This window comes from Actinosynnema sp. NPDC037264 (genome assembly GCF_055603705.1).
Window position 1 is genome coordinate 135,149 of the sequence record NZ_JBVJVK010000008.1, and the last position, 19,908, is coordinate 155,056.

At 73.3% G+C, this 19,908-nt stretch carries 19 protein-coding genes; 14 read left to right on the plus strand and 5 right to left on the minus strand.

The annotated features are described in order from the left end of the window. The first annotated feature begins 38 nt into the window (after positions 1-38). Complete coding sequence (locus ACZ7GX_RS12735) at positions 39-569, plus strand: MarR family winged helix-turn-helix transcriptional regulator (protein ID WP_498775935.1); 531 nt, start codon at positions 39-41, stop codon at positions 567-569. Here the strand turns inward: ACZ7GX_RS12735 and ACZ7GX_RS12740 are convergent. After that, complete coding sequence (locus ACZ7GX_RS12740) at positions 500-1,600, minus strand: NAD(P)/FAD-dependent oxidoreductase (protein WP_498775937.1); 1,101 nt, start codon at positions 1,598-1,600, stop codon at positions 500-502. The two genes, ACZ7GX_RS12735 and ACZ7GX_RS12740, sit on opposite strands and share 70 nt — an antisense overlap. Before the next feature lie 101 nt (positions 1,601-1,701). Further along, a complete protein-coding gene (locus ACZ7GX_RS12745) occupies positions 1,702-3,390 on the minus strand; it encodes a DEAD/DEAH box helicase (protein WP_498775939.1) in 1,689 nt (562 codons plus the stop codon). Between the two features lie 520 nt (positions 3,391-3,910). Between ACZ7GX_RS12745 and ACZ7GX_RS12750 the strand changes: the two genes are divergently transcribed. The 12 genes from ACZ7GX_RS12750 to ACZ7GX_RS12805 all read left to right on the plus strand — a co-directional run bounded on the left by ACZ7GX_RS12750 (position 3,911) and on the right by ACZ7GX_RS12805 (position 12,572). Next, positions 3,911-4,318 (plus strand): histone-like nucleoid-structuring protein Lsr2, encoded by a 408-nt coding sequence (locus ACZ7GX_RS12750; RefSeq protein ID WP_498775941.1) that lies wholly within the window; start codon positions 3,911-3,913, stop codon positions 4,316-4,318. Between the two features lie 279 nt (positions 4,319-4,597). Beyond that, entirely contained in the window at positions 4,598-5,305 is a 708-nt protein-coding gene (locus ACZ7GX_RS12755) for an AfsR/SARP family transcriptional regulator (protein ID WP_498775943.1), read from the plus strand. Between the two features lie 8 nt (positions 5,306-5,313). Beyond that, positions 5,314-6,078, plus strand: coding sequence for an AfsR/SARP family transcriptional regulator (locus ACZ7GX_RS12760; protein ID WP_498775945.1), 765 nt, complete (start codon positions 5,314-5,316; stop codon positions 6,076-6,078). Between the two features lie 100 nt (positions 6,079-6,178). Beyond that, positions 6,179-6,442: an acyl carrier protein gene (locus ACZ7GX_RS12765; RefSeq protein ID WP_498775948.1), complete on the plus strand. Its 264-nt coding sequence runs from the start codon at positions 6,179-6,181 to the stop codon at positions 6,440-6,442. 45 nt (positions 6,443-6,487) lie between these two features. Next, positions 6,488-7,720, plus strand: coding sequence for a beta-ketoacyl-[acyl-carrier-protein] synthase family protein (locus ACZ7GX_RS12770; RefSeq protein ID WP_498775952.1), 1,233 nt, complete (start codon positions 6,488-6,490; stop codon positions 7,718-7,720). Next, a complete protein-coding gene (locus ACZ7GX_RS12775; RefSeq protein ID WP_498775954.1) occupies positions 7,720-8,418 on the plus strand; it encodes an alpha/beta fold hydrolase in 699 nt (232 codons plus the stop codon). The genes ACZ7GX_RS12770 and ACZ7GX_RS12775 overlap by 1 nt, the downstream gene beginning before the upstream one ends. Further along, a complete protein-coding gene (locus ACZ7GX_RS12780; RefSeq protein WP_498775957.1) occupies positions 8,415-9,377 on the plus strand; it encodes an acyl-CoA thioesterase family protein in 963 nt (320 codons plus the stop codon). The genes ACZ7GX_RS12775 and ACZ7GX_RS12780 overlap by 4 nt, the downstream gene beginning before the upstream one ends. Then, positions 9,374-10,408, plus strand: coding sequence for a beta-ketoacyl synthase N-terminal-like domain-containing protein (locus ACZ7GX_RS12785; protein WP_498775959.1), 1,035 nt, complete (start codon positions 9,374-9,376; stop codon positions 10,406-10,408). Before ACZ7GX_RS12780 ends, ACZ7GX_RS12785 begins: the two co-directional genes overlap by 4 nt. After that, positions 10,405-10,692 (plus strand): ApeI family dehydratase, encoded by a 288-nt coding sequence (locus tag ACZ7GX_RS12790; protein WP_498775964.1) that lies wholly within the window; start codon positions 10,405-10,407, stop codon positions 10,690-10,692. The genes ACZ7GX_RS12785 and ACZ7GX_RS12790 overlap by 4 nt, the downstream gene beginning before the upstream one ends. Then, entirely contained in the window at positions 10,689-11,141 is a 453-nt protein-coding gene (locus tag ACZ7GX_RS12795) for a 3-hydroxyacyl-ACP dehydratase FabZ family protein (RefSeq protein ID WP_498775967.1), read from the plus strand. Before ACZ7GX_RS12790 ends, ACZ7GX_RS12795 begins: the two co-directional genes overlap by 4 nt. After that, positions 11,138-11,872, plus strand: coding sequence for a 3-oxoacyl-[acyl-carrier-protein] reductase (fabG, locus tag ACZ7GX_RS12800; RefSeq protein ID WP_498775969.1), 735 nt, complete (start codon positions 11,138-11,140; stop codon positions 11,870-11,872). Before ACZ7GX_RS12795 ends, fabG begins: the two co-directional genes overlap by 4 nt. Before the next feature lies 1 nt (position 11,873). Next, positions 11,874-12,572: a 2-hydroxychromene-2-carboxylate isomerase gene (locus ACZ7GX_RS12805; protein WP_498775971.1), complete on the plus strand. Its 699-nt coding sequence runs from the start codon at positions 11,874-11,876 to the stop codon at positions 12,570-12,572. Between the two features lie 21 nt (positions 12,573-12,593). On the opposite strand, the gene ACZ7GX_RS12810 is transcribed toward ACZ7GX_RS12805, so the two are convergent. Continuing rightward, positions 12,594-15,338, minus strand: coding sequence for a hypothetical protein (locus ACZ7GX_RS12810; RefSeq protein WP_498775973.1), 2,745 nt, complete (start codon positions 15,336-15,338; stop codon positions 12,594-12,596). A gap of 160 nt (positions 15,339-15,498) precedes the next feature. On the opposite strand from ACZ7GX_RS12810, the gene ACZ7GX_RS12815 reads away from it, so the two are divergent. Next, on the plus strand, positions 15,499-16,485 hold the full coding sequence (locus ACZ7GX_RS12815; RefSeq protein ID WP_498775975.1) for a Gfo/Idh/MocA family protein: 987 nt from the start codon (positions 15,499-15,501) through the stop codon (positions 16,483-16,485). A gap of 4 nt (positions 16,486-16,489) precedes the next feature. On the opposite strand, the gene ACZ7GX_RS12820 is transcribed toward ACZ7GX_RS12815, so the two are convergent. Together ACZ7GX_RS12820 and ACZ7GX_RS12825 are read right to left on the minus strand one after the other, a co-directional pair. After that, the gene (locus ACZ7GX_RS12820) at positions 16,490-18,928 is read right to left on the minus strand and encodes an FtsX-like permease family protein (RefSeq protein WP_498775977.1); all 2,439 of its coding nucleotides are present in this window, start codon (positions 18,926-18,928) and stop codon (positions 16,490-16,492) included. Continuing rightward, positions 18,928-19,734 (minus strand): ABC transporter ATP-binding protein, encoded by an 807-nt coding sequence (locus tag ACZ7GX_RS12825; protein ID WP_498775979.1) that lies wholly within the window; start codon positions 19,732-19,734, stop codon positions 18,928-18,930. Before ACZ7GX_RS12825 ends, ACZ7GX_RS12820 begins: the two co-directional genes overlap by 1 nt. Positions 19,735-19,908: the final 174 nt, after the last annotated feature.

Sequence of the window (19,908 nt, forward strand, 5' to 3'; positions counted from 1 at the left end):
GGTAGTTGGTTCGCGGTGCGAACGAGTATCGTGATCCCATGGCCAAGGCCGAGGGTGAGCAGATGGGCATCGTCACCGCGCTGGTGCGCGCCACGTTCCTGGTGGACGCGGTGTACGCCGACTCGGCCCGGGAGTACGGCCTGACCCAGCAGCAGGGGCAGTTGCTCTGCGTGCTGATGCCCCGGTCCTACGGCATGGGCGAGCTGGGCGAGGTGCTCGGCCTGGCCAAGTCGAGCCTGAGCGGTCTGGTCGACCGGACCGCGCGGCGCGGCCTGGTCCGCCGCGAGGCGGACGCCCACGACAACCGCGCGGTCCGGGTCGAGCTGACGCCCGAGGGCAGCCGGCTCGCCGACGAGTTCTACGCCGAGACGTGCCGCCGGATCGAGCGGCTGCCCTCGGGCCTGCCCGACGCCGAGCGTGAGACCCTCGCGGACCTCCTGTCCCGCCTGGTGCGGGACAACGAGGTGCCGCCGGTGTTCATGGTGTTGAACGAGCAGGGTCAACGGGTGGCGGGGTCGACGCCGAACAGCTCGACGAACCGCCCGGTGAACAGGTCGGCCCCCTTGTAGCGGGCGACGTCCTCCGGCGACAGGAGCGTCGTGCCGTCCGGGGTCGGGAACTGCCCCACACCGCCCTTCGGGCCCAGCGGCAGCAGGATCGACGGCACGGGGGACGGGCGGTAGGTGGCCGTGGGCCGCTCGCCGCGCACCTGGGCCGCGATGTTCTTAGCCACCACCTCGGCGTGCTGCATCGCGTACCCGGCCATCTTCGCCTCGGCCAGGTCGGTGATGTCGCCGACCGCGTACACGTGCCGGTGGCCCTCGACGTTGAGCGTTTCGGTCACCCTGACCCGGCCCTGCGGCGTCCGCGCGGCGGCCAGCGCGTCGTCCAGGAAGCCGCCGTTGACGCGCGCGCCGTGGCAGCGGAACCAGATGTCGGCGGTGAGCTCGCCGTCGGTCGTGCCGACGGTGAACGTCCCGGCCCGCGCCGGTTCCGTCGGCGGCGCCGCGGTCAGCGCCGTGCCCAGCCGCAGCTCCACGCCGATCGCGTCGAGCTGCCGGTGCAGCTCGTCGCGCAGCTCGGGCTCGAACCCGGGCACCAGCCGCTCGGCCGGGTCGACGACGGTCACCCGCTTGTCCGGCCACACCGCCTTGATCTCGCCGGACAGCTCCAGGCCGACCGGGCCCGCGCCGACGATCAGCACGCGCGGCGCGTCGGCGAGCTCCTTGTGGGTGGCCAGCAGCCGGTCCAACGCCTCGGTGGACGACTCGGTGTCCGTCTTCGCCGGGTACGGGTAGTCCGACCCGGTGGCCAGCACGACGTAGTCCGCGGCGATCCGCTCGCCGGAGGCCGGCGTGACACCGCCCGGGTCGACCGACGCGGCCCGGTCGCGGACGACCCGACCCCGCGCGAGCAGGCCGTCGTACGGGAAGAAGATGTTGCCCGCCCAGTCCGGCTCCACCAGCGCCCGCAGCGATCCGGCGGCGTGGACGAACGCGTCCTTCGGCTCCACCAGGACCACGTCGGCGTCCTCGTCCAACGCCTTGGCGACCGCGGCGCCCCCGTACCCGCCGCCGACGACCACGACAACACGACTCATCTCGGCACACTCCCCAGCGATCAGTAGTTCGTCCTACGAACCATACTAGTTCGTAGGACGAACTGACAAATCGCGGTGAGGATCGCGTCCCGGGTGGTGGGTCAGCGCGGGTCGTCGCGCTCCCGCCGCACGGTGACCTTGCGGCCCTTGATGGTCGCGCCCCGCAACGAGGCGATGACCTGCTGCGCGGCCGAGTCCGGCACCTCCACCAGCGAGAACCGGTCGGCGATCTCGATCGCGCCGATGTCGCGGCCGTTGAGGCGCGCCTCACCCGCGATCGCGCCCACCAGGTCCTGCGGCCGGATGCCCGAGCTGCGGCCCGCGCCGACGAACAGCCTGGTCATGCCCGCGGACGGGCGGCGCGGCCGGCGCGGCTCACGGCGTTCGCCGCCGCCCTCGCGCCCGCGGCGGTCACCGGACGGCCCGGACCGCGGCACGTACTCCGGGATCTCCTCCTCGTCCGCCGCCGCGCCGGTGGCCTCGTGCGCGAGCTTCACCGCCGCCAGCGCCACCTCCATGACGTCGAACTGGTCGGTCAGCGTCTCCACCACGACCCGGAAGCTCTCCAGGTCGTCCTCCAGCAGGCTCTCGTGCAGCGCGGCGCGGGTCAGCTCCAGCCTGCGCGCCCGCAGGTCCGCGATCGTCGGGACCTTCTCCATGTGGATGCGCTGCTTGGTGACGCGCTCGATGGTCTTGAGCATGCCGTGCTCGCGCGGCTCGGCCAGGGTGATCGCCACGCCCTCGCGGCCCGCCCGCCCGATCCGGCCGATGCGGTGCACGTAGGACTCCGGCGCGGACGGCACGTTGTAGTTCACGACGTGCGTCAGCTGCTCGATGTCCAGCCCCCGTGCCGCCACGTCGGTGGCCACGAGCAGGTCGGCCGTGCCGTTGCGCAGCCGCGTCATCACGCGGTCGCGCTGCTCCTGGCTGATGCCGCCGTGCAGCGACTCGGCCCGGTAGCCGCGCCCGTTCAGCGTCTCGGTGAGCTGGTCGACCTCGTCGCGCGTGCGGCAGAACACGATCGCCGCGGTCGGCGCCTCGACGTCCAGCACCCGGCCCAGGGCGGCGGGCTTGTGCGCGCGCGGCACGACGTACGCGCTCTGGCGCACCTTCGGCGCCTCGCCGGGCTCCGCCTGCTCGCGGCCGATGGTGATGCGCACCGGGTCGGACAGGTGCGTCCGGGCCAGGCGGTCGATGCGGCCGGGCATGGTCGCGGAGAACAGCACGGTCTGCCGCTCCGACGGCGTCTCGGCCAGGATCGTGTCCAGGTCCTCGGCGAAGCCCATGTCGAGCATCTCGTCGGCCTCGTCGAGCACGACGACTTCCAGGTGCTCCAGCTTCAGCGTGCCCCGGTTGAGGTGGTCGACCGCGCGGCCCGGCGTGGCCACCACGACGTCGACGCCCTGCTCCAGCACCCGCAGCTGCCGCCCGATGGGCTGGCCGCCGTAGATGGGCAGCACCCGCGCGCCCAGCTCACGGCCGTACCGGTGCACCGCCTCGGAGACCTGCACCGCCAGTTCCCGCGTCGGCACCAGCACGAGCGCGAACGGCGCCCGTCGCTCGCGCTCGCCGCCCGCCATGCGCTCCAGCACGGGCAGCGCGAACGCGGCCGTCTTGCCGGTGCCGGTGGCGGCCTGGCCGAGCAGGTCGCGGCCGGCGGTCAGCGGCGGGATGGCCTCGCGTTGGATGGGGGTGGGCTCCTCGTAGCCGAGGCCGGACAGCGCCCGGAGCAGTTCGGGGCGCAACCCGAGGTCGGCGAAGCTGGTCCGGTCGTCGGGCTCGTCGTTCATGCCCTCAAGTCTCGCTGATCGCCCCTGAACCGCTCGGTGAGGGGGGTCGCGCGCCGCGGTCGGGTCCGGGATTCCGCAGTCACCGCGAATCGCGTCGCGCCCGTCCGGATCGGGTCCCGGGCTCGTGCTCATCGCGTGGCCCGGGGGTCGGGGAGTCGGCGGTGAAGTCACGCCGTCAAGGGTCGAACGCACCACACGGGCGTATCGGCGGTCGACTCCGGGGATTGTCCGAAATTGACGGTTGACGGCCGGTTGTCGAGCGTCGGCCGAAGTGTCGGGAATACGGGAATCTGCGGGAATCGCGTCGCGCGCGGACGTCCGAGGCTTTTCGGGAAGCGGAGTCGGGTGAGGCGTGGCCGCCGCTCGGGGCAACACCGGTGCGGCCGATCGTCACGGTCGGGACCGGGGATTCACCCGGAGGTCACACTGGGGCCGCCCGCTATACCTCTCCTATACTTGGCGATCGGCATCCCCTTCATGGTCAACTCACCGGTAGCGTGCCGCGAGATCGATACCCAGCGTGAGTTCCGACCAGTGGGAAGTGGTGCGCGTGGCGGTGGACGACTTGGACGGGCATTCCGGGCACGACGTCCGGCCGGTCTCGTTCGGCCTCGACGGGGTGTGGTTCGAGATCCGCCTCGGCGCCGCGAACGCGGCCAGACTGCGTGCCGTCCTGGACCGGTTCGTGCGTGCCGCGCGGCGGGTCCCCGGCACCGCTCCGACACCGGTACGCAGCGCCGATGCCCACCTGGCGCAGGTCGTGCGGCAGTGGGCGCGCGAGCACGGCTACCGGATCTCCGACCGCGGCAGGCTCTCCGAGATCGTGCTGGAGGCCTACGAGCACGCGCACAGCGGCCGACGGCGCGCGGACGGGTCGCGGGGAGTCGCCGATCACCCGAAGCGGCTAGGTGGTCGTGACGCGCCGTGACCGTGACCGCCGTCGGGCCCAAGTTCGTCGAGTCCGGAAGCAGCAGCCGGAGTCCGGCGCTGCCCCGATCGGCGGCATACCGCCGCGGCACGGTCCCAGTGGTTCAAATGATATTTCCCCCATCGTGACGGGCTCGGCAACATGTCAAACGCTTTAGTCGGCCGATTTCGAGGTTGGATGGCCGGCTACCGCGCGCTCTGCGCCGTCTAGAGACTGGGGGTCGTGACCATGCGGGTGCAGATTCTCGGTGCTGTCGCCCTCGCACGTGAGGATCGTCGGATGGGTGTGGCCGCTCGTCAGGTGCGCACCCTGCTCGCGTTGCTGGCGCTTTCACCGGGCGCCCCCGTTCCGTTCGACCAGCTGGTCGAGGAATTGTGGGCCGGTAAACAGATGGGAAACGCGCGCAACGCGCTCCAGGCGAATGTGGTGCGGCTGCGCAAACTGCTGGAGCAGTTCGCCGACGTGCCGGGCGACTGCCTGGTCCGCACGGTGAGCAGCGGCTACGTGCTCGACCTGCCGGGCGCGGCGGTCGACGCGCAGCTGTTCCGCGACCTGGCCGACCGCGGCTCGGCCCTCGTGCCGCAACGGCCCGGCGAGGCGATCGACCTGCTGGAACGCGCGTTGCGGCTGTGGCACGGACCGGCGCTGTTCGACGTGAGCGACGGCCTGCGGTTCCGCATCGAGGCCGCCCGGCTCGACGAGCGCAGGCTCAGCGCCCGCGAGGACCTCATCGCCGCCAAGCTCGCCAACGGCGAGGACCGCGGCGTCGTGTCCGAGCTCAAGCAGCTCGCCGCCGAGTACCCGGAGCGGGAGCGGTTCAGCGAGCAGCTGATGGTCGCGCTGTACCGCAACGGCAGGCAGACGGAGGCGCTGGACGTCTTCCACCACACGCGCAGGCGCCTGGCGAGCGAGCTCGGGTTGGAGCCCGGCCGCGCGATGCGACGGCTCTACCAGGCGATCCTCGTCCACGACCAGGTACTGCTGTAGGAGGCGAAGTGCTGGAGTTCCGGGTCTTGGGGCCGGTCGAGGCGCACCACGACGGGCAGGAGGTGCCGCTGGACGGGTCGAAACCGCGCACCGTCCTCACGGCGTTGCTGCTCGCCGACAACGGCGCTGTCTCCGACACCCAGATGAGCGATTTCCTGTGGGGCGACCACCCGCCCGCCACGTTCAACGCGCAGATCTACACCTACGTCTCGCGCCTGCGCAAGACGCTGCGCCGGGAGGTCGGCATCACCCGCCGTTCCCGCGGCTACGAGGTGCGGCTCACCGACTGCGCGTTCGACCTGCGGGAGTTCGAGGAGCAGGCGGCGCGGGGCCAGTCCGCGCTCGCCGCCGGCCACTACGAGGAGGCGGCGCGGCTGCTGCGCGCGGCGTTGCGGCTGTGGCGCGGTCCCGCGTTGACGGGGGTGTCGGAGCACCTGGCGGACGCCGAGGCGCCGCGGTTGGAGGAGGCGCGGATCGCCGCGCTGGCCAGCCGCATCGAGGCCGACCTCGCGCTGGGCCGGCACGCCCAGCTGCTGCCCGAGCTGACCAGGCTCGTGCACCAGCACCCGTTGCAGGAGCGGTTCCGCGCCCAGCTCATGACCACGTTCTACCGCTGCGACCGGCAGGCCGACGCGCTCGTGCTGTACGAGGAGGGCCGGCGCATGCTCGCCGACGAGCTGGGCATCGACCCGGGCTCGCTGCTGCGCGAGGTGCACCTGGCGATCCTCACCGCGGACCCCGTGCTGGCGTCGCCGCGCCGGGTGGCGGTGTAGCGCGGGCGGGAGCCGTATAGCCCGCCGCATAGGCCGGATATAGCCCCGAAAAGCAGGGTGGGAACCGGTAGGCAGAAACCCGTGTTCCCGGAGGTGCCCAGTGACCAGTTCGGTGCGGATCGACGCGGACGGCAAGGCGAAGATCAAGGAGATCGTGTCGGAGATCCTCGAGATCGACGCCGCGGAGATGACCGACACGAGCCTTTTCAAGGAGGACCACGACGCCGACTCGCTCGGCGCCATCGAGATCCTCTCGGCGTTGGAGCGCACGTTCGGCGTGGAGATCGACCAGGCCGAGCTGACCCGGATGGTCAACCTCGACGGCGTCATCGCGGTCGTCGCCGAAGCCCAGGCCGCCAAGTAGCCACCTCACCCGTCGAGCGGTCCGGCACCGGACTTGGAGGGCACGATGCACGACGGAGTGCGGCAGCCGCGCCGGGTGGTGATCACGGGTCTCGGCGTGGTCACCAGCATCGGCATCGGCGTCACCGAGTTCCTGGCCGGCCTGCGCGAGGGTCGCAGCGGGATCACGCCGATCACCTCGTTCGACACTACCGGTTTCAGCCACGCCAACGGCGCCGAGGTCACCGACTTCGACCCGGCCGCGTGGCTCACCCGGGTGGACCCCGACGAGCTCGGCCGGGCCGGGCAGTTCTCCGCCGCCGCGGCGCGCATGGCCGTGGGCGACGCGGGCCTCACGGTGGAGGAGCTGCGCGGCAAGCGGGCCCTGGTGTCCGTCGGCACGACCGACGCCGAGTCGCGCGACCTGGACAACCTCGTGGCGCAGCAGCTCGAGCACGGCCCCGAGTCGTGGAGCCCGGTCGTCGCGCGGCGCTCCACGGCCGGTCGCCTGTCGTCCAGCATCGTGCGCGAGCTGGCGTTGACCGACGTGGAGGCGGTGACCATCCCGACCGCGTGCGCGGCGGGCAACTACGCCATCGGCAACGGCTTCGACGCCATCCGCGAGGGCGAGGTGGACGTCGCGCTGGTCGGCGGCGCGGACGCGGTGTGCCGCAAGACGTTCACCGGCTTCTACCGGCTCGGCACGATCGCGCCGGAGGTGTGCGCGCCGTTCGACAAGGACCGCAAGGGCATCCTCACCGGCGAGGGCGGCGGCATCCTGGTGCTGGAGTCGCTGGAGTCCGCGCTGGCCCGCGGCGCCCGGATCTACGCCGAGGTGCTGGGCTACGGCCTCAACTGCGACGCCAACCACCCCGTGGCGCCGGACCGGGACAGCCTGGCCCGGTGCATCGAGCTCGCGCACCGCAACGCGGGCGTCAAGCCCGAGGACGTCGACTTCATCTCCGCGCACGGCACCGGCACCAAGGCCAACGACGTCACCGAGTCCGGCGCGATCCGGCAGGTGTTCGACGCGCCCCCGCCGACCGTGTCGATCAAGTCGATGCTCGGCCACTCGATGGGCGCGGCGTCGGCGCTGGCGTCGGCGGCGTGCGCGCTGGCGATCACCGAGGGCTTCATCCCGCCCACCATCAACCACCGCGAGACCGACCCCGAGGTGGGGCTGGACTGCGTGCCCAACCAGGCGCGGCCGGCCACGCTGAACGTGGTGCAGAACAACGCGCTGGCGTTCGCGGGCAACAACTCGGTGCTGATCCTGGGCCGGTACCGGGACGCGGTCTGATGGTCGAGGTGCTGTTCCTGCACGGCTTGGCGGGCAAGGCGGCGGTGTGGGGCGCGCTCGACCTGCCGGTCACCGCCGTCACGCCGGAGCTGCCGTGGCACGGGATGGCCGACCCGGCGTGGAGCCACGAGCCGGACCCCGGTCGGTTCGTGGTCGACGCGGTGTCGGCCGCGCACGACGTCGTGGTGGCGCACTCGTTCGGCGCGAACCTGCTGCTGGAGTGCTACGCCGACGGCCGCGTGCCGCCGCGGCCCACGGTGCTGGTGTGCCCGTTCTACCGGCCGGAGCCCGCGGACTTCGACTGGCCCACGATCTCCTACTACCTCAACGACTTCCACCGCACGTTCACCGAGGCGCTGCGCGTCGGCGAGACCGCCCGCTTCCCCGAGGCCAAGCGCGAGTGGCTGGCCAGGGCGTTGCGCGACCAGGTCGGCCCGTACGGCTGGACGCGGTGGTTCCAGACCTACCTGCGCACCCCGTTCCTGGACCTGTCCAGGGTCGACGCGCCGGTGCTCGTGGTGAGCGGCGTGGACGACATCGCCGCCCGCCCCGACGACGGCCGCGCCCTGGCCAAGGCCCTGCCCCGCGGCCGGTTCGAGCCGCTGGACGGGTGCGGCCACTTCCCGATGATCGAACAACCCGACCGCCTCGCGGCCCTGGTCCGCGACGTCGTCGACGAACACCTGGAGCTGACGTGACCACCACGACCGTCTCGCTGCGGCCCCGCTACGAGGGCTCGAACATCTGCACCTGGATCGGGTTCAAGCACGTCAACTACATGGTCGAGGAAGCGGTGCTGGACCACCTGCGGCAGAGCGGGTTCCCGGCCGGCGCGCTGTACGAGCGGTTCGGGCTGTGCACCGACATCACCGACCTCGACACCAAGATCCTCACCGCGTTCCACATCGACGACCTCGCGCGGGCGACGGTCGAGCGGGTCGACGGCGACGGGCCGCTGCAGGTGGTCGTGGAGCTCACCGTGGAGCGGGACGGCAAGACGGTGAAGGCGGTCAAGTCGAAGGTGTCGGTGTCGTTCCGGCTCGACCCGCACGGCTTCGACGCCGAACCCGTGCCCGACGAGCTGCGGCCGCACGTGGTCGACGAGATCGGCGCGCCCCGGGCCGCCGTGCTGGACAAGATCGGCGCGGTCGAGCCGGTCGAGGTCGGCGACGCCGACCCGCTGGACCTGCTCACGGCGGGCAAGAACGCGTTCGCCTGGGCGTGGCGGATCCCGTACTTCTACTGCCACTTCACCGAGCGCGTGCAGATGTCGGGCTACCTCCGCCAGATGGAGGAGGTGCTGGACCTGTTCGTGCAGGACCGCGGCGCGTCGATCAAGACGCTGCTGGACGAGCAGAACTGGATCCCCGTCGTGCCGAAGTCGCGGATCACGTTCCTCGGCGAGGCGAACATGGAGGAGACGCTCTACACGGTGTTCACCGTGGAGGAGGTCTTCAAGCGCTACACCTTCACCGCCCGGATGGACTGCTACGTGCTGCGCGACGGCGTGCTGGTGCCGACCGCGACCGGTCGCATCACCCACGGCTGGGCCGTGATCGAGAACCGCAAGGACTGGAGCCTGGTCGACTTCGACGACCGCCTCGTCGGCGCCATCACCGGCAAGGCCGGGTCGCTCAGCGGGCGCGGTGCGTCGTGACGGCTTCCCTGGTGGACGGCCTGGTCATCTCGGCGTGGTCGGCGGTGTCCCCGTTCGGGATGGGCGCGGAGGCGTTCACGGGCGGTGTGCGGGCGGGCGTCCCGGCGCTCGCCCCCGCGCCCGGCGGCCCGTTCGAGCAGGCGGCGCTGGTGCCGGACTTCAGCGCGGCCGGCGCTTTGGGCAAGAAGGGCACCCGGACCATGGACCGGGTCACGGCGCTGGCCGTCAGCACGGTCGGCCGGCTGCTGGAGGAGTGCGGCCCGGCGTTGCTGGAGCAGCCCGAACGCGTGGGTGTCGTGCTGGGCACCGGTTCCGGCAGCGTGCAGTCCATCATGGACTTCACGCGTGACGGCCTCACCGGCGAGAAGCCCTACCACGTCGACCCGGCGCTGTTCCCCAACACGGTGATGAACCGCGCGGCCGGGCAGAGCGCCATCTGGCACAAGATCAAGGGTCCCAACACCACCATCGCGGGCGGCGCGCTGACCGGGCTGCTGGCGTTGAGCTACGCGGCACGGCTGCTGCGCGGCGGGCACGCGGACCGGGTGCTGGTCGGCGCCGCCGAGGAGTACTCCGAGCAGCGGGCGTGGCTGGAGTGGCGCGGCAGCGAGGGCACGGCCGGTCCGCTCGGCGAGGGCGGCGCGGTGTTCCTGCTGGAGCGCGAGTCGGCCACGGCCGGGCGGCCGGTGCTGGCCCGCGTCGTGACCACCCGGTTCCGCGGGTTCTTCGAGCCCGGCGGGGCGGCGGAGGCGTTGCGCGAGTGCGTGCGCGCGGCGCTGGCGGAGGCGGCCCTGGACCCGGCGGACGTGGTGCTCGTGTCCACCGACGGCGCCGAGGAGCCCGCCGTGGTGCAGGCGCTGGGCCGCACGCCCGAGTGGTTGCGGTGCGTGCCGCTGGTGGGCGACACGTCGGCGGCGGTGGCGAGCTTCCAGCTCGCGGCGGCGATCGCGGCCGGCCGGTCGGGCGCCGCGCTGGTGACCGGCGTCGAGCGGGACGGCACGGTCGGCTGCGTCGTGCTGGACCTGCCGTGAGCACGGTGCGCGTGGACCCGGCGGACCCCGTGTTCGCCGGGCACTACCCGGGCTTCCCGATCCTGCCGGGGCTGTTCGTGCTCGACCACGTGCGGGCCGCGCTGCCCGGCCACCGCGTGGTCGCGCTGGACCGGGCGAAGTTCGTGCGGCCGGTGTTCCCCGGCGACGAGCTGACCGTCTCGACCGAGCTGACCGCCGAGGAGGACCACGTGCGGTGCGCGGCGAAGGTGTCCACCGGCGCGGGCACGGTGGCGGAGTTCAAGCTGCGGCTGGTGGCGACGTGACGGGCCTGGCCGGCATCCGGCGGATCATCCCGCACCGGTTCCCGGTGCTGCTGGTGGACCGGGTGTCCGAAGTGGACCCTGGCAGCAGCATCGTGACGGTGAAGGCGGTCAGCGGGCGCGAGCCCTGTTACGCCGGCGCCGACGTCGAGGACGCGTACCCGCTGGGGCTGCTGATGGAGTCGTGGGCGCAGTCCGCGGTGCTGCTGACCCGGTGGGAGCACCCGAACCCGGACGTCCGGGCGGACAAGGTCGAGCTGATCAGCGGCATCCGCGACGTCGTCGTGCACGGCGACGTGGTGCCCGGCGACGTGGTGGAGCACCACGTCCGGCTGGTCCGGGAGGTGGCCGACGCGGCGATCCTCGCGGGCCACAGCCTGGTGGCCGGGCGCAAGGTGCTGGAGATCGGCTCGTTCACGATGGCACGGCGCAGGGCGGAGGAACTGGCATGAGGCGCGTGGCGCTGGTGACCGGCGGGTCGCGGGGCATCGGGCACCAGGTGGTGGCCCGGCTCGCGCGGGACGGGTTCGACGTGGCGTTCTGCTACCAGTCGAACCGCGACGCCGCCGAGGTGGTGGAGAAGGAGGCGCTCGCCGCGGGCGCGGCCGTGTTCACCGCGCAGGTGGACGTGGCCGAGAAGCGCGAGGTGGACCGGTTCGTCAAGGACGCCGAGCGGTCGTTGGGACCGTTGCACGCGGTGGTGTCGTGCGCGGGGATCGTGCGCGACAACCCGTTGGTGCTGCTGAAGGAGGAGGACTGGCAGCGGGTGCTGCGGGTCAACCTCGACGGCACGTTCCACCTGGCCAAGGCCGCGGTGTTCGCGATGATGAAGCGCAAGGCGGGCTCGGTGGTCACGCTGTCGTCGGTGGCCGGCGTGCACGGCAACGCGACGCAGACGAACTACTCGGCGTCCAAGGCCGGGATCATCGGCTTCAGCAAGGCGTTGGCCAAGGAGGTCGGCAAGTACGGCATCCGGGTCAACGCGGTGGCGCCGGGGTTCATCGAGACCGACATGGTGGCCGGGCTGGGCGAGGACTTCGCGTCCCGGATGGCGGCGCAGATCCCGCTGGGGCGGTTCGGCCGGCCCGAGGAGGTGGCCGACCTGGTGTCGTTCCTGGTGTCGGACCAGGCCTCCTACGTCACGGGCCAGGTGTTCGGCGTCGACGGCGGGTTGGTGATCTGACGTGGCGCGCGAGCCCCGGTTCTACTTCTCGCTGCGCAGCCCGTACTCCTGGCTGGCCTACCACGACCTGCTGCGCGAGTACCGGGACGTGGCGGACGCGATCGAGTGGCGGCCGTTCTGGGAGCCCGACGAGCGCAACGAGCGCGCGTTGGCCGAACGCGGCGAGCACTTCCCGTACGCGGCGATGTCCCGCGCCAAGCACTTCTACATCCTCCAGGACGTGGCCAGGCTCGCCGCGGCGCGCGGGCTGGAGCTGACGTGGCCGGTGGACCGGGACCCGGTGTGGGAGATCCCGCACCTGGGGTACCTGGTGGCGTTGCGCGAAGGGCTCGGGCCGCAGTACATCGCCGCGGCGTACCGGGCGCGGTGGGAGCAGGGGCGTGACATCTGCTCCCGCGAGACGGTCGCCTCGATCGCCGAGGAGCTGGGGCTGGACCCCGCCGAGGTGTCGAGCGCGAGCGAGGACCCGGAGCTGCGGGCGCGCGGGGTCGAGCTGCTGGTGGACATGTGCCGGGACGGCGCGTTCGGCGTGCCGTTCTTCGTGCACCGGTTCACCCGGTTCTGGGGCGTCGACCGGTTGCCCGACTTCGTCGCGCACGTGCGGTCGAAGCTCGCGCCGGCGGCGGCTCTGCCCGCGTCCTCCAGCGCGGTCGGCCTCGGCCGCTCCTCCGACGAGGGGCACGCGGGCGGCTGCGGCTGACGGCGGCGCGGTCGGTGCGCGTCAGCGCCGGCAGGTGAGCACGTCCGGCGGCTCGGTGCCCACGTAGCGCCGCCACTCGTCGGTGCTCAGGTCGCGGCCGGCCGAGGCGCACGCGGCGCGCACCCACTCCTGCTCGGTGAGGTGCCAGCGGGTCAGCTCGCCCTCGGGTTCGGCGGTGAGCAGGTGACTCGCATCGGTGCCCGGCGCCACCGCCGTCAACCGCGACACCCCCTGGGAGGGGTGGGGGAGCGGGATCGTGCCCAAGGGCTCGCCCGAGCCCAGGTCGGTCAGCACCAGCACGTGGTCGGCGCGGACGCGGGCGGCCACCCGACCGTCGTGGGTGGCGGCCAGGCCGGGCGCCCACCGCCCGGTGGACGGGACCGAGCGGATCACCGCCGCGCCGTCGCGGTCCCACACCTCGACCGCGGTCGCCCGCTCCACCAGCAGGTGCGCGCCGGTGTGGTGGACCGAGGCGGCGGGACCGCCGGCCAGCTCCCGCGTCGTGCCCGCGGCGACGTCGACCAGCACCACACCGGCCGCCCCCGACACCGCCACCTGCCCGCCGTCGGCGCTGACCGAGGCGCGGTCGGCCTGCACGGGCCGGTTGAGCAGCGAGGTGTCGACGCCGGTCTCGATCACGTCCAGCACCTCTCCCGTGGAGCTGTCGAGCACGTGCACCCGACCGTCCTGGTCGACCAGCACCAGCCGGGCGCCGTCGGCCGAGGCGCGGGCGGCCATGAGGTCCTCCAGACCGGGGACGGCGGGCCACTGGTCGAGCAGTTCGGCGCCGTCGCGGTCGTAGACGTCCACGGTCCCGCTCGGCGTCGACAGCACGAACAGGCGGGCGCCGTCGGCGCTCCACACCGGCACGGCGCCGTAGTCGTCCACCCTCCCGTCCTCGAACCCGGCGAAGGCGCCGTCGCCGGCACCCACCAGGACTTGCTGCTGCGCGACCAGGGCGATCCGGTCCGGCGCCGTCACCAGCCACGGCGCGCGGCAGGCCCGGCAGGTGATGGGCAGGTCGCCGTGCAAGGGCTCGCCGACACGGGTGTTGCGGGTCAGGTCCCACAGGACGAGGGCGTCGTCGGTGCCGGACACCAGGTGGTCGGAGTCGCCGACGAACGCGAGCGCGTCGGCCCGGCTGTTGTTGCCCGGCAGCCGCCACCGCCTGCCCTGGTCCGCGCCGGAGGTGTCCAGCACCTGCAGGACACCGGTGTGGCCGACCGCGATCCGGCCGCCGTCCGCGCTGACGGCGAGCGACTCGGGGTCGGGCTCGCCGATCGGCAGCCGGACGTCCGCCGTGTCGTAGTCCGCCGTCGCGACCCCCTCGGTGCGCCACAGCCAGGTCTCGCCTGCCCGCGACCAGCCGAAGTGGCCGCCGTCGGGGGAGTACCCCACGGCGTGCCCGCCGTCCGCCGGCAGCACGGACACCGGGACGGACCGCCGCACGGCCAGGTCGTCCACCGAGCGCAGCTGCCACTCGGTGGCGGCGAGCACCGCGAGCTCGTCCTCGGACCGCAGCGCCACCTTCTCCGGCCAGTTCGACGTCGAGGACTCGGCGGACCGCCCGGTGCGCCGGTCGTGCACGACCAGCCGGGCCTCGTCGTCGCGGGTGTCACCCGGTTCGAGGCGGTGGGAGAGGAAGGCGACGACCTCGCCGGACGGGGAGATCGCCGCGCTGCCGCGGTTGTGCTCCGCCGGCACCCCGACCTCGGTGACGGCGTCGCGGCCGTCCCAGCGCAACGCGCGCCCCTCGGCGAGCACGGCCACCGCGTCGCCCTCGGCGTCGACCGAGAGGTCGACCACCGGGCGGTCGAGCCCGATCTCGGTCCTGGCGCCGCCGACGAGGTCCCACCGCACCACGCGACCGGTCGCGGTGCCCGCCACGGCGACGCGGCCGTCACGCGACGCCGCGACCGACGTGACCCGCGACCCCACGTGCAGGTAGCGCTCCAGGTGCGGGCTCGCGGTCAGCACCTGGAACAGCACCGACCTGGTCACCGGCTGCGGGTCGGTCCGGTAGGCCTCCACCGCGAGCAGGTGCGCCAGGTCGAGCCGGGTGTCGACGTTGGCCAGGGCGGCGGACGCCAAACCTCGCGCGGTCGCGATCCGCGCCTCGGCGCGGGCGTTGTCCCGCTGCACGACCGCCAGCACCGCGCCGACCACGGCCAGCACCGTGAGCAGCGCCAGCGCCACCACCGCGCCGCGCGCCAGCCGCAGGGTCGTGCGGTGCCGCCGGATGTCCTCGCCGACCAGCTCGTCCTTCGGCACCCCGCGCACGGTCGCGGCGACGTCGGCGACGCAGTCGCGGAAGCGGGCGTCGGTCTGGTCGACGTGCTCGGTGTCGTGCAGCCACCGCAGGTCCACCCACCGCGGCTCGGTGGCCATCGCGGTCCGCAGCGGGGGCGGCAGCGCCGTCCGCTCGTGGTCGGGGTCCAGTTCGCCGTCGGTCAGCACCAGCAGGATGCGGTCGGCGGACCGGTTGGCCAGCCACCACTCGACCTCGCGGGCCACCCACACCGACCGCGCGGCCTGCACCGAGGCCATCAGCACCAGCCACCGCGAGGAAGCCAGCGCCCGCTCGATCGAACCCCACAGGTCCGGGTCGGCGGACAGGCTCGCGTTGTCCAGGAACACCCGCATCGCGCGCGGCCGGTACCACGGCTTCGCCAGGCGTTGGAGCCCGGCGCGCAGCGCGGGGCCCGCCCGTCCGTCACGCGCGTGGCTGTAGCTGATGAACGCGTCGTACTCCGCCCGGCCCGTCACTTCCACCCCCGCGGTCGTCCACGTCCGATGGTCCGCCCACTGGACAGGAGGAGGTACGCACCAGTGCGGATACCGCCGGGATCGGACGTGCCCGCACGGCGTGGCCTGCCGACGGCCTCGGCCGCCGGCCGGGGAGGTGAAGCGATTAAGCTCCGGCGGTGTGAAGCCGCTGCGCTGGGGTGTCCTCGGGGCCACCGCCCACATCGCCGGTCGGGTGCTGCCCGCGATCCACCGGGCGGCGGGCAACGCAGTGGTGGCGGTGGCCGGCCGGGCGGGGCGGCGGGCGGCGGCGGAGGAGGTGGCGCGGCCCTTCGGTGCCCGCGTGCACGACGGGTACGACGAGCTGCTGGCCGACCCCGACGTCGACGCCGTGTACATCGCGCTGCCCAACACCCTGCACGTGCCGTGGACGTTGCGCTCGCTCGACGCGGGCAAGCACGTGCTGGTCGAGAAGCCGATGGCGCTGTCCGAAGAGGACTGCGTGCGCGTCGAGCGCGCCGCCGCCGACCTCGTGGTCATGGAGGCGTACATGTACCGCTTCCACCCGCAGCAGCGGCGTGCGGCGGAACTGCTGGCCTCGGGCGAGATCGGCGAGCTGCGGGTGGTGCGGTCGGCGTTCGCGTACCCGACCGCGGTCGAGGGCAACATCCGGTTCGACCCGGCGCTGGGCGGCGGCGCGACGTGGGACGTCGGCTGCTACGCGTTCGACGTGCCGCTGTGGGCGTTCGACGCCGAGCCGCGCGCGGTGCGGGCCCGGTTCCACTCGCGGGAGGTCGACCTGAGCGCGGTGGCCACGCTCGACTTCGGCGACGGCCGCTGGGCCGTGCTGGACTACAGCCTCGAGTACGGCCCGCGCGCCGCCTACGAGTTCCAGGGCGCCCGCGGCTCGATCTCCGTGCGCAACGCGTGGACCCGTCCCGACGAGGAAGGGCTGATCACGGTCGTCACGCTCGACGGCGTGCGCGACGAGGTGGTGCCCGCGTCCGACGCCTACGAGCACCAGGCCGCCGCGTTCGCCGAGGCGGTGCGGGAGCGGGTCACGCCGCTGGTGTCGCCCGCGCACTCCGCGCGCACCGCCCGGGTGGGGCAGGCGCTCGTGCGGTCGGCCGCGACCGGCGCCGAGGTGGACCTCCGGCGCCGGCCGTGACCCGTCAGTCCACCGACGCCGCGGCTTGCACGGGAGGGGTCCGCAGCACGTACGCCGTGGACAGCACGGTCGACAGCAGCGTCAGCCCCGTCGCCCCGCCCACCACGACCAGGTAGATCGCGATCGGACCCTCCGGCCAGAACGAGCCGTTCAACGCGATGGCGAACGGCACGAGCGTCACCAGGGACACGATCCCGCCCAGGATGATGCCGCCCAGCGCGATCACCACCGACTCGACGCCGACCATCCGCAGGATCTGCCCGTGCGTGGCGCCGATGAGCCGTTGCAGCGCGAACTCGCGCCGCCGTTCACCGGTCGCGATCACCAGGGTGTTCACCAGCGAGATCACCGTGTACGCCAGGATCATGCCGACCAGCAGGTAGTTCACCCACGCGCCGGTCTGCTCGCCACCGCCGCCCGCCGCCACCGCCTCCTCGCGGCCCGCGACCCGCAGGTCCGGGTGGCGCTCGGTCAACGGCGCCAGCGCCGACTCGGGCCCCTTGACCAGCACCTGCGACGCCGAGCCGCCGGTGGTGTGCGCGACGACCAGCTCCGCGGGCAGCAACGCCGCGTCGAACGAGCCCGTGTGCACGGCCGCGACCTCCAGGTCGACCACCGCGCCGTCGCCGAGCTTCATCCGGACCGGGTCGCCGACCGCGACGCCGAGGTCCTCCGCCCAGCCGGTCGGCAGCGCGACCGAGTCGCCGCGCAGGTCGTCCAACGACCCGGCGGTGACGTCGACGTCCATGGTCCGCGTGACACCGCTCGGCGTCACGCCCAGCACGGTGATCTCGTCGTCGCCGTCCTCGTGGTCGGGGAAGAACGCCTCGGTGTCGACCACGGCCGACGCCGCCTCGACGCCCGGCAGCGCGCGCACCTCGTCCACCACGTCCAGCGGCACGCCGCCGGTCGAGCCGGTCACCACGGCGTCCGCGCGCAGGCTCGCCGCGAACGCGTCCGTCGCCGCGCCCGCCTGCGTGGTCTGGAGGTAGAGCAACGCGGTCGCCAGACCCGTGGCCAGCATGACCGGCGTGATGGCGCTGGCCACGCGCACCCGCCGGGCGCCGGCGTTGAGCACCGCGAGGTACCCGGACATGCCGGACAAGGCCCGCACCGGCCAGTGCAGGACCGCGATCAGCACCTTCGCCGCGGCGGGGGAGAGCAGCGCGATGCCCGACGCCCACAGCATCGCGGTGGGACCGGCCGTGCTCGCCGCCACCGGCCCGGACATGACCACCGCGGTGATGATGCTCAACGCCGTGCCGCCGCCCAGGCACAGCAGCGCGAACACCAGGCGGGGCACGCTGAACCAGCGCGTCTGCAGGCCGGCCGCCGTCAACGCCTCGGTCGGCCGGGCCACCGCCGCGGCCCGTCCGGCGATGAACGCCGCGATCGTGGCGCTGAGCAACGAGATGCCGACGCCGGCCACCACGGGCACCCAGCCCTGGCGGTACGCCATCGCCCGCGGCGCGACGCCCGCGCCGGACAGCTGCGTCAGCAGCCACTCGCCGAGGTACGCGCTCACCGGCCAGCCCAGCGCGGTCGCCAGCACCGCCACGAACGCCGTCTCGCCGAGCACCAGCCGGCGCAGCTGGCCCGGCGTGGTGCCGATCGCCCGCAGCAGCGCCATCTCGCGGTGCCGCTGCTGCACGGACAGGCCGAGCGTGCCCGCCACCACGAACATCGCGACCATGATCGCCAGGCCGCCGAAGACCGCGGACACCGTGATGATCGTCTCGCCGCCGCCCCGGCTGTCGGAGAACTCGGCGAGCCCGCGTTCGTCGCCCGCGAGCACGACCACGTCCCGGGCGGCGACCGCGGCCGCCAGGCCCTCGCGCACGCCGTCCGCCGTCGCGCCCGGTTCGAGCAGCACGCCGAGCAGGTCGGCCTGGCCGGGTTTCGCGTACCGGCGCCGTGCCTCGTCGTCGGTGAAGAACACGGCCTTGGCCTCGACGGCCGCCCTGGCGACGCCGACCACCCGGTAGTCGACGCTCTCCGAGCCGATCCGCAACGCGACCGTGCCGCCGAGGCCGACGCCGGAGTTCGCGTCCACCACGACCTCGTCGGGTCCTTGCGGGGCGCGGCCCTGCTCCACCGCGTACGGCGCGAGGCGTGCGCCGGACCACGTGTGGCCGGTCGCCTCCGCGCCACCGGGCAGGACCACCGGGAACGCCACGTCGGCCACGACCTCGGCCACACCGTCCACGGCCGCCGCCTTCGCGGCCAGCGAGGCGTCGATCGGGGAGCGCTCCAGGTACGACGGATCGCCGGTGACGACCAGCGGCGCCGCCGCGAGCCGTTGCGCCGGGACGTCGTTGCGGATGCCGGTCTCCATCAGCCCGCCGCACGCCATCACGATCGCCGCGCCCATGAACAGCGCGATGAACGAGGCGGTGAACCCGCCGATGCGGTGGCGCAGCGTGCGCAACGCGAGGCGCAGCATCAGCGCACCCCGTTGGCCAGGTCGCCGGCGGGCTCGTCGGCCCACGCGCCCAGCTGGGTCATGCGCGCGCTGACGGCGTGCGCGGTCGGCGACGTGAGCTCGCCCGCGATCCGGCCGTCGGCGAGGAAGACGACGCGGTCGGCGTGCGCGGCGGCCACCGGGTCGTGCGTCACGATCACCACGGTCTGGCCGCCGTCGCGCACGGTCTGCCGCAGCAGGGCGAGGACTTCGAGCGCGGTGCGGGTGTCGAGCGCGCCGGTCGGCTCGTCGCCGAAGATCACCGCGGGTTCGGTGACGAGCGCGCGGGCGATGGCCACCCGCTGCTGCTGACCGCCGGACAGCTCGCCGGGGCGGTGCCCTCGGCGGTCGGCGAGCCCGACGCGGGCGATGACGTCGTCCACCCGGGAGCGCTTCGGGCGGCGGCCCGCCAGGCGCAGCGGCAGCTGGACGTTCTCCACCACGGACAGCGCGGGCAGCAGGTTGAAGGACTGGAAGACGAAGCCGACGCGCTCGCGGCGCAACCGGGTCAGCTCGCGCTCGCCCAGGCCGGTGATCTCCCGGCCGTCGAGCAGCACGGAGCCCGACGTCGGCCGGTCGAGGCCGGCGGCGCAGTGCAGCGCGGTGCTCTTGCCGGAGCCGGAAGGGCCCATCACCGCGGTGAAGGTGCCGCGCGCGATGCCGAGCGTGACTCCGTCAAGGGCCACTACGCCGTTCCGCTCATTGCCGTAAACCTTGCGGACGGAATGCAGTCGGACGACGTCATCCACGCCTTGAATCGGAGATAGATTCACGTTCTTGCTCCCCATGTGGGACCTATCGGTGTGTGCACGCGCCGCAGACCATACGGACGTGATCACGCGGGTGGCACTGGTGCTGTCCCCCGCGTCGCCCGTGGGGCCGGCAGGTGGGGCCCGTCCCCGCATCGTTGCGGAGACAAGGCGTGACCGACTTTTGAGTAGGTACGTGCCGGGATCGTAGCG

Excerpts from the sequence above, each read along its gene's own strand:
- ACZ7GX_RS12735 (WP_498775935.1), top strand. The coding sequence starts at position 39 with ATGGCCAAGGCCGAGGGTGAGCAGATGGGCATCGTCACCGCGCTGGTG.
- ACZ7GX_RS12740 (WP_498775937.1), bottom strand. The coding sequence starts at position 1,600 with ATGAGTCGTGTTGTCGTGGTCGTCGGCGGCGGGTACGGGGGCGCCGCG.
- ACZ7GX_RS12745 (WP_498775939.1), bottom strand. The coding sequence starts at position 3,390 with ATGAACGACGAGCCCGACGACCGGACCAGCTTCGCCGACCTCGGGTTG.
- ACZ7GX_RS12755 (WP_498775943.1), top strand. The coding sequence starts at position 4,598 with ATGGGTGTGGCCGCTCGTCAGGTGCGCACCCTGCTCGCGTTGCTGGCG.
- ACZ7GX_RS12770 (WP_498775952.1), top strand. The coding sequence starts at position 6,488 with ATGCACGACGGAGTGCGGCAGCCGCGCCGGGTGGTGATCACGGGTCTC.
- ACZ7GX_RS12775 (WP_498775954.1), top strand. The coding sequence starts at position 7,720 with ATGGTCGAGGTGCTGTTCCTGCACGGCTTGGCGGGCAAGGCGGCGGTG.
- fabG (WP_498775969.1), top strand. The coding sequence starts at position 11,138 with ATGAGGCGCGTGGCGCTGGTGACCGGCGGGTCGCGGGGCATCGGGCAC.
- ACZ7GX_RS12820 (WP_498775977.1), bottom strand. The coding sequence starts at position 18,928 with ATGCTGCGCCTCGCGTTGCGCACGCTGCGCCACCGCATCGGCGGGTTC.
- ACZ7GX_RS12825 (WP_498775979.1), bottom strand. The coding sequence starts at position 19,734 with ATGGGGAGCAAGAACGTGAATCTATCTCCGATTCAAGGCGTGGATGAC.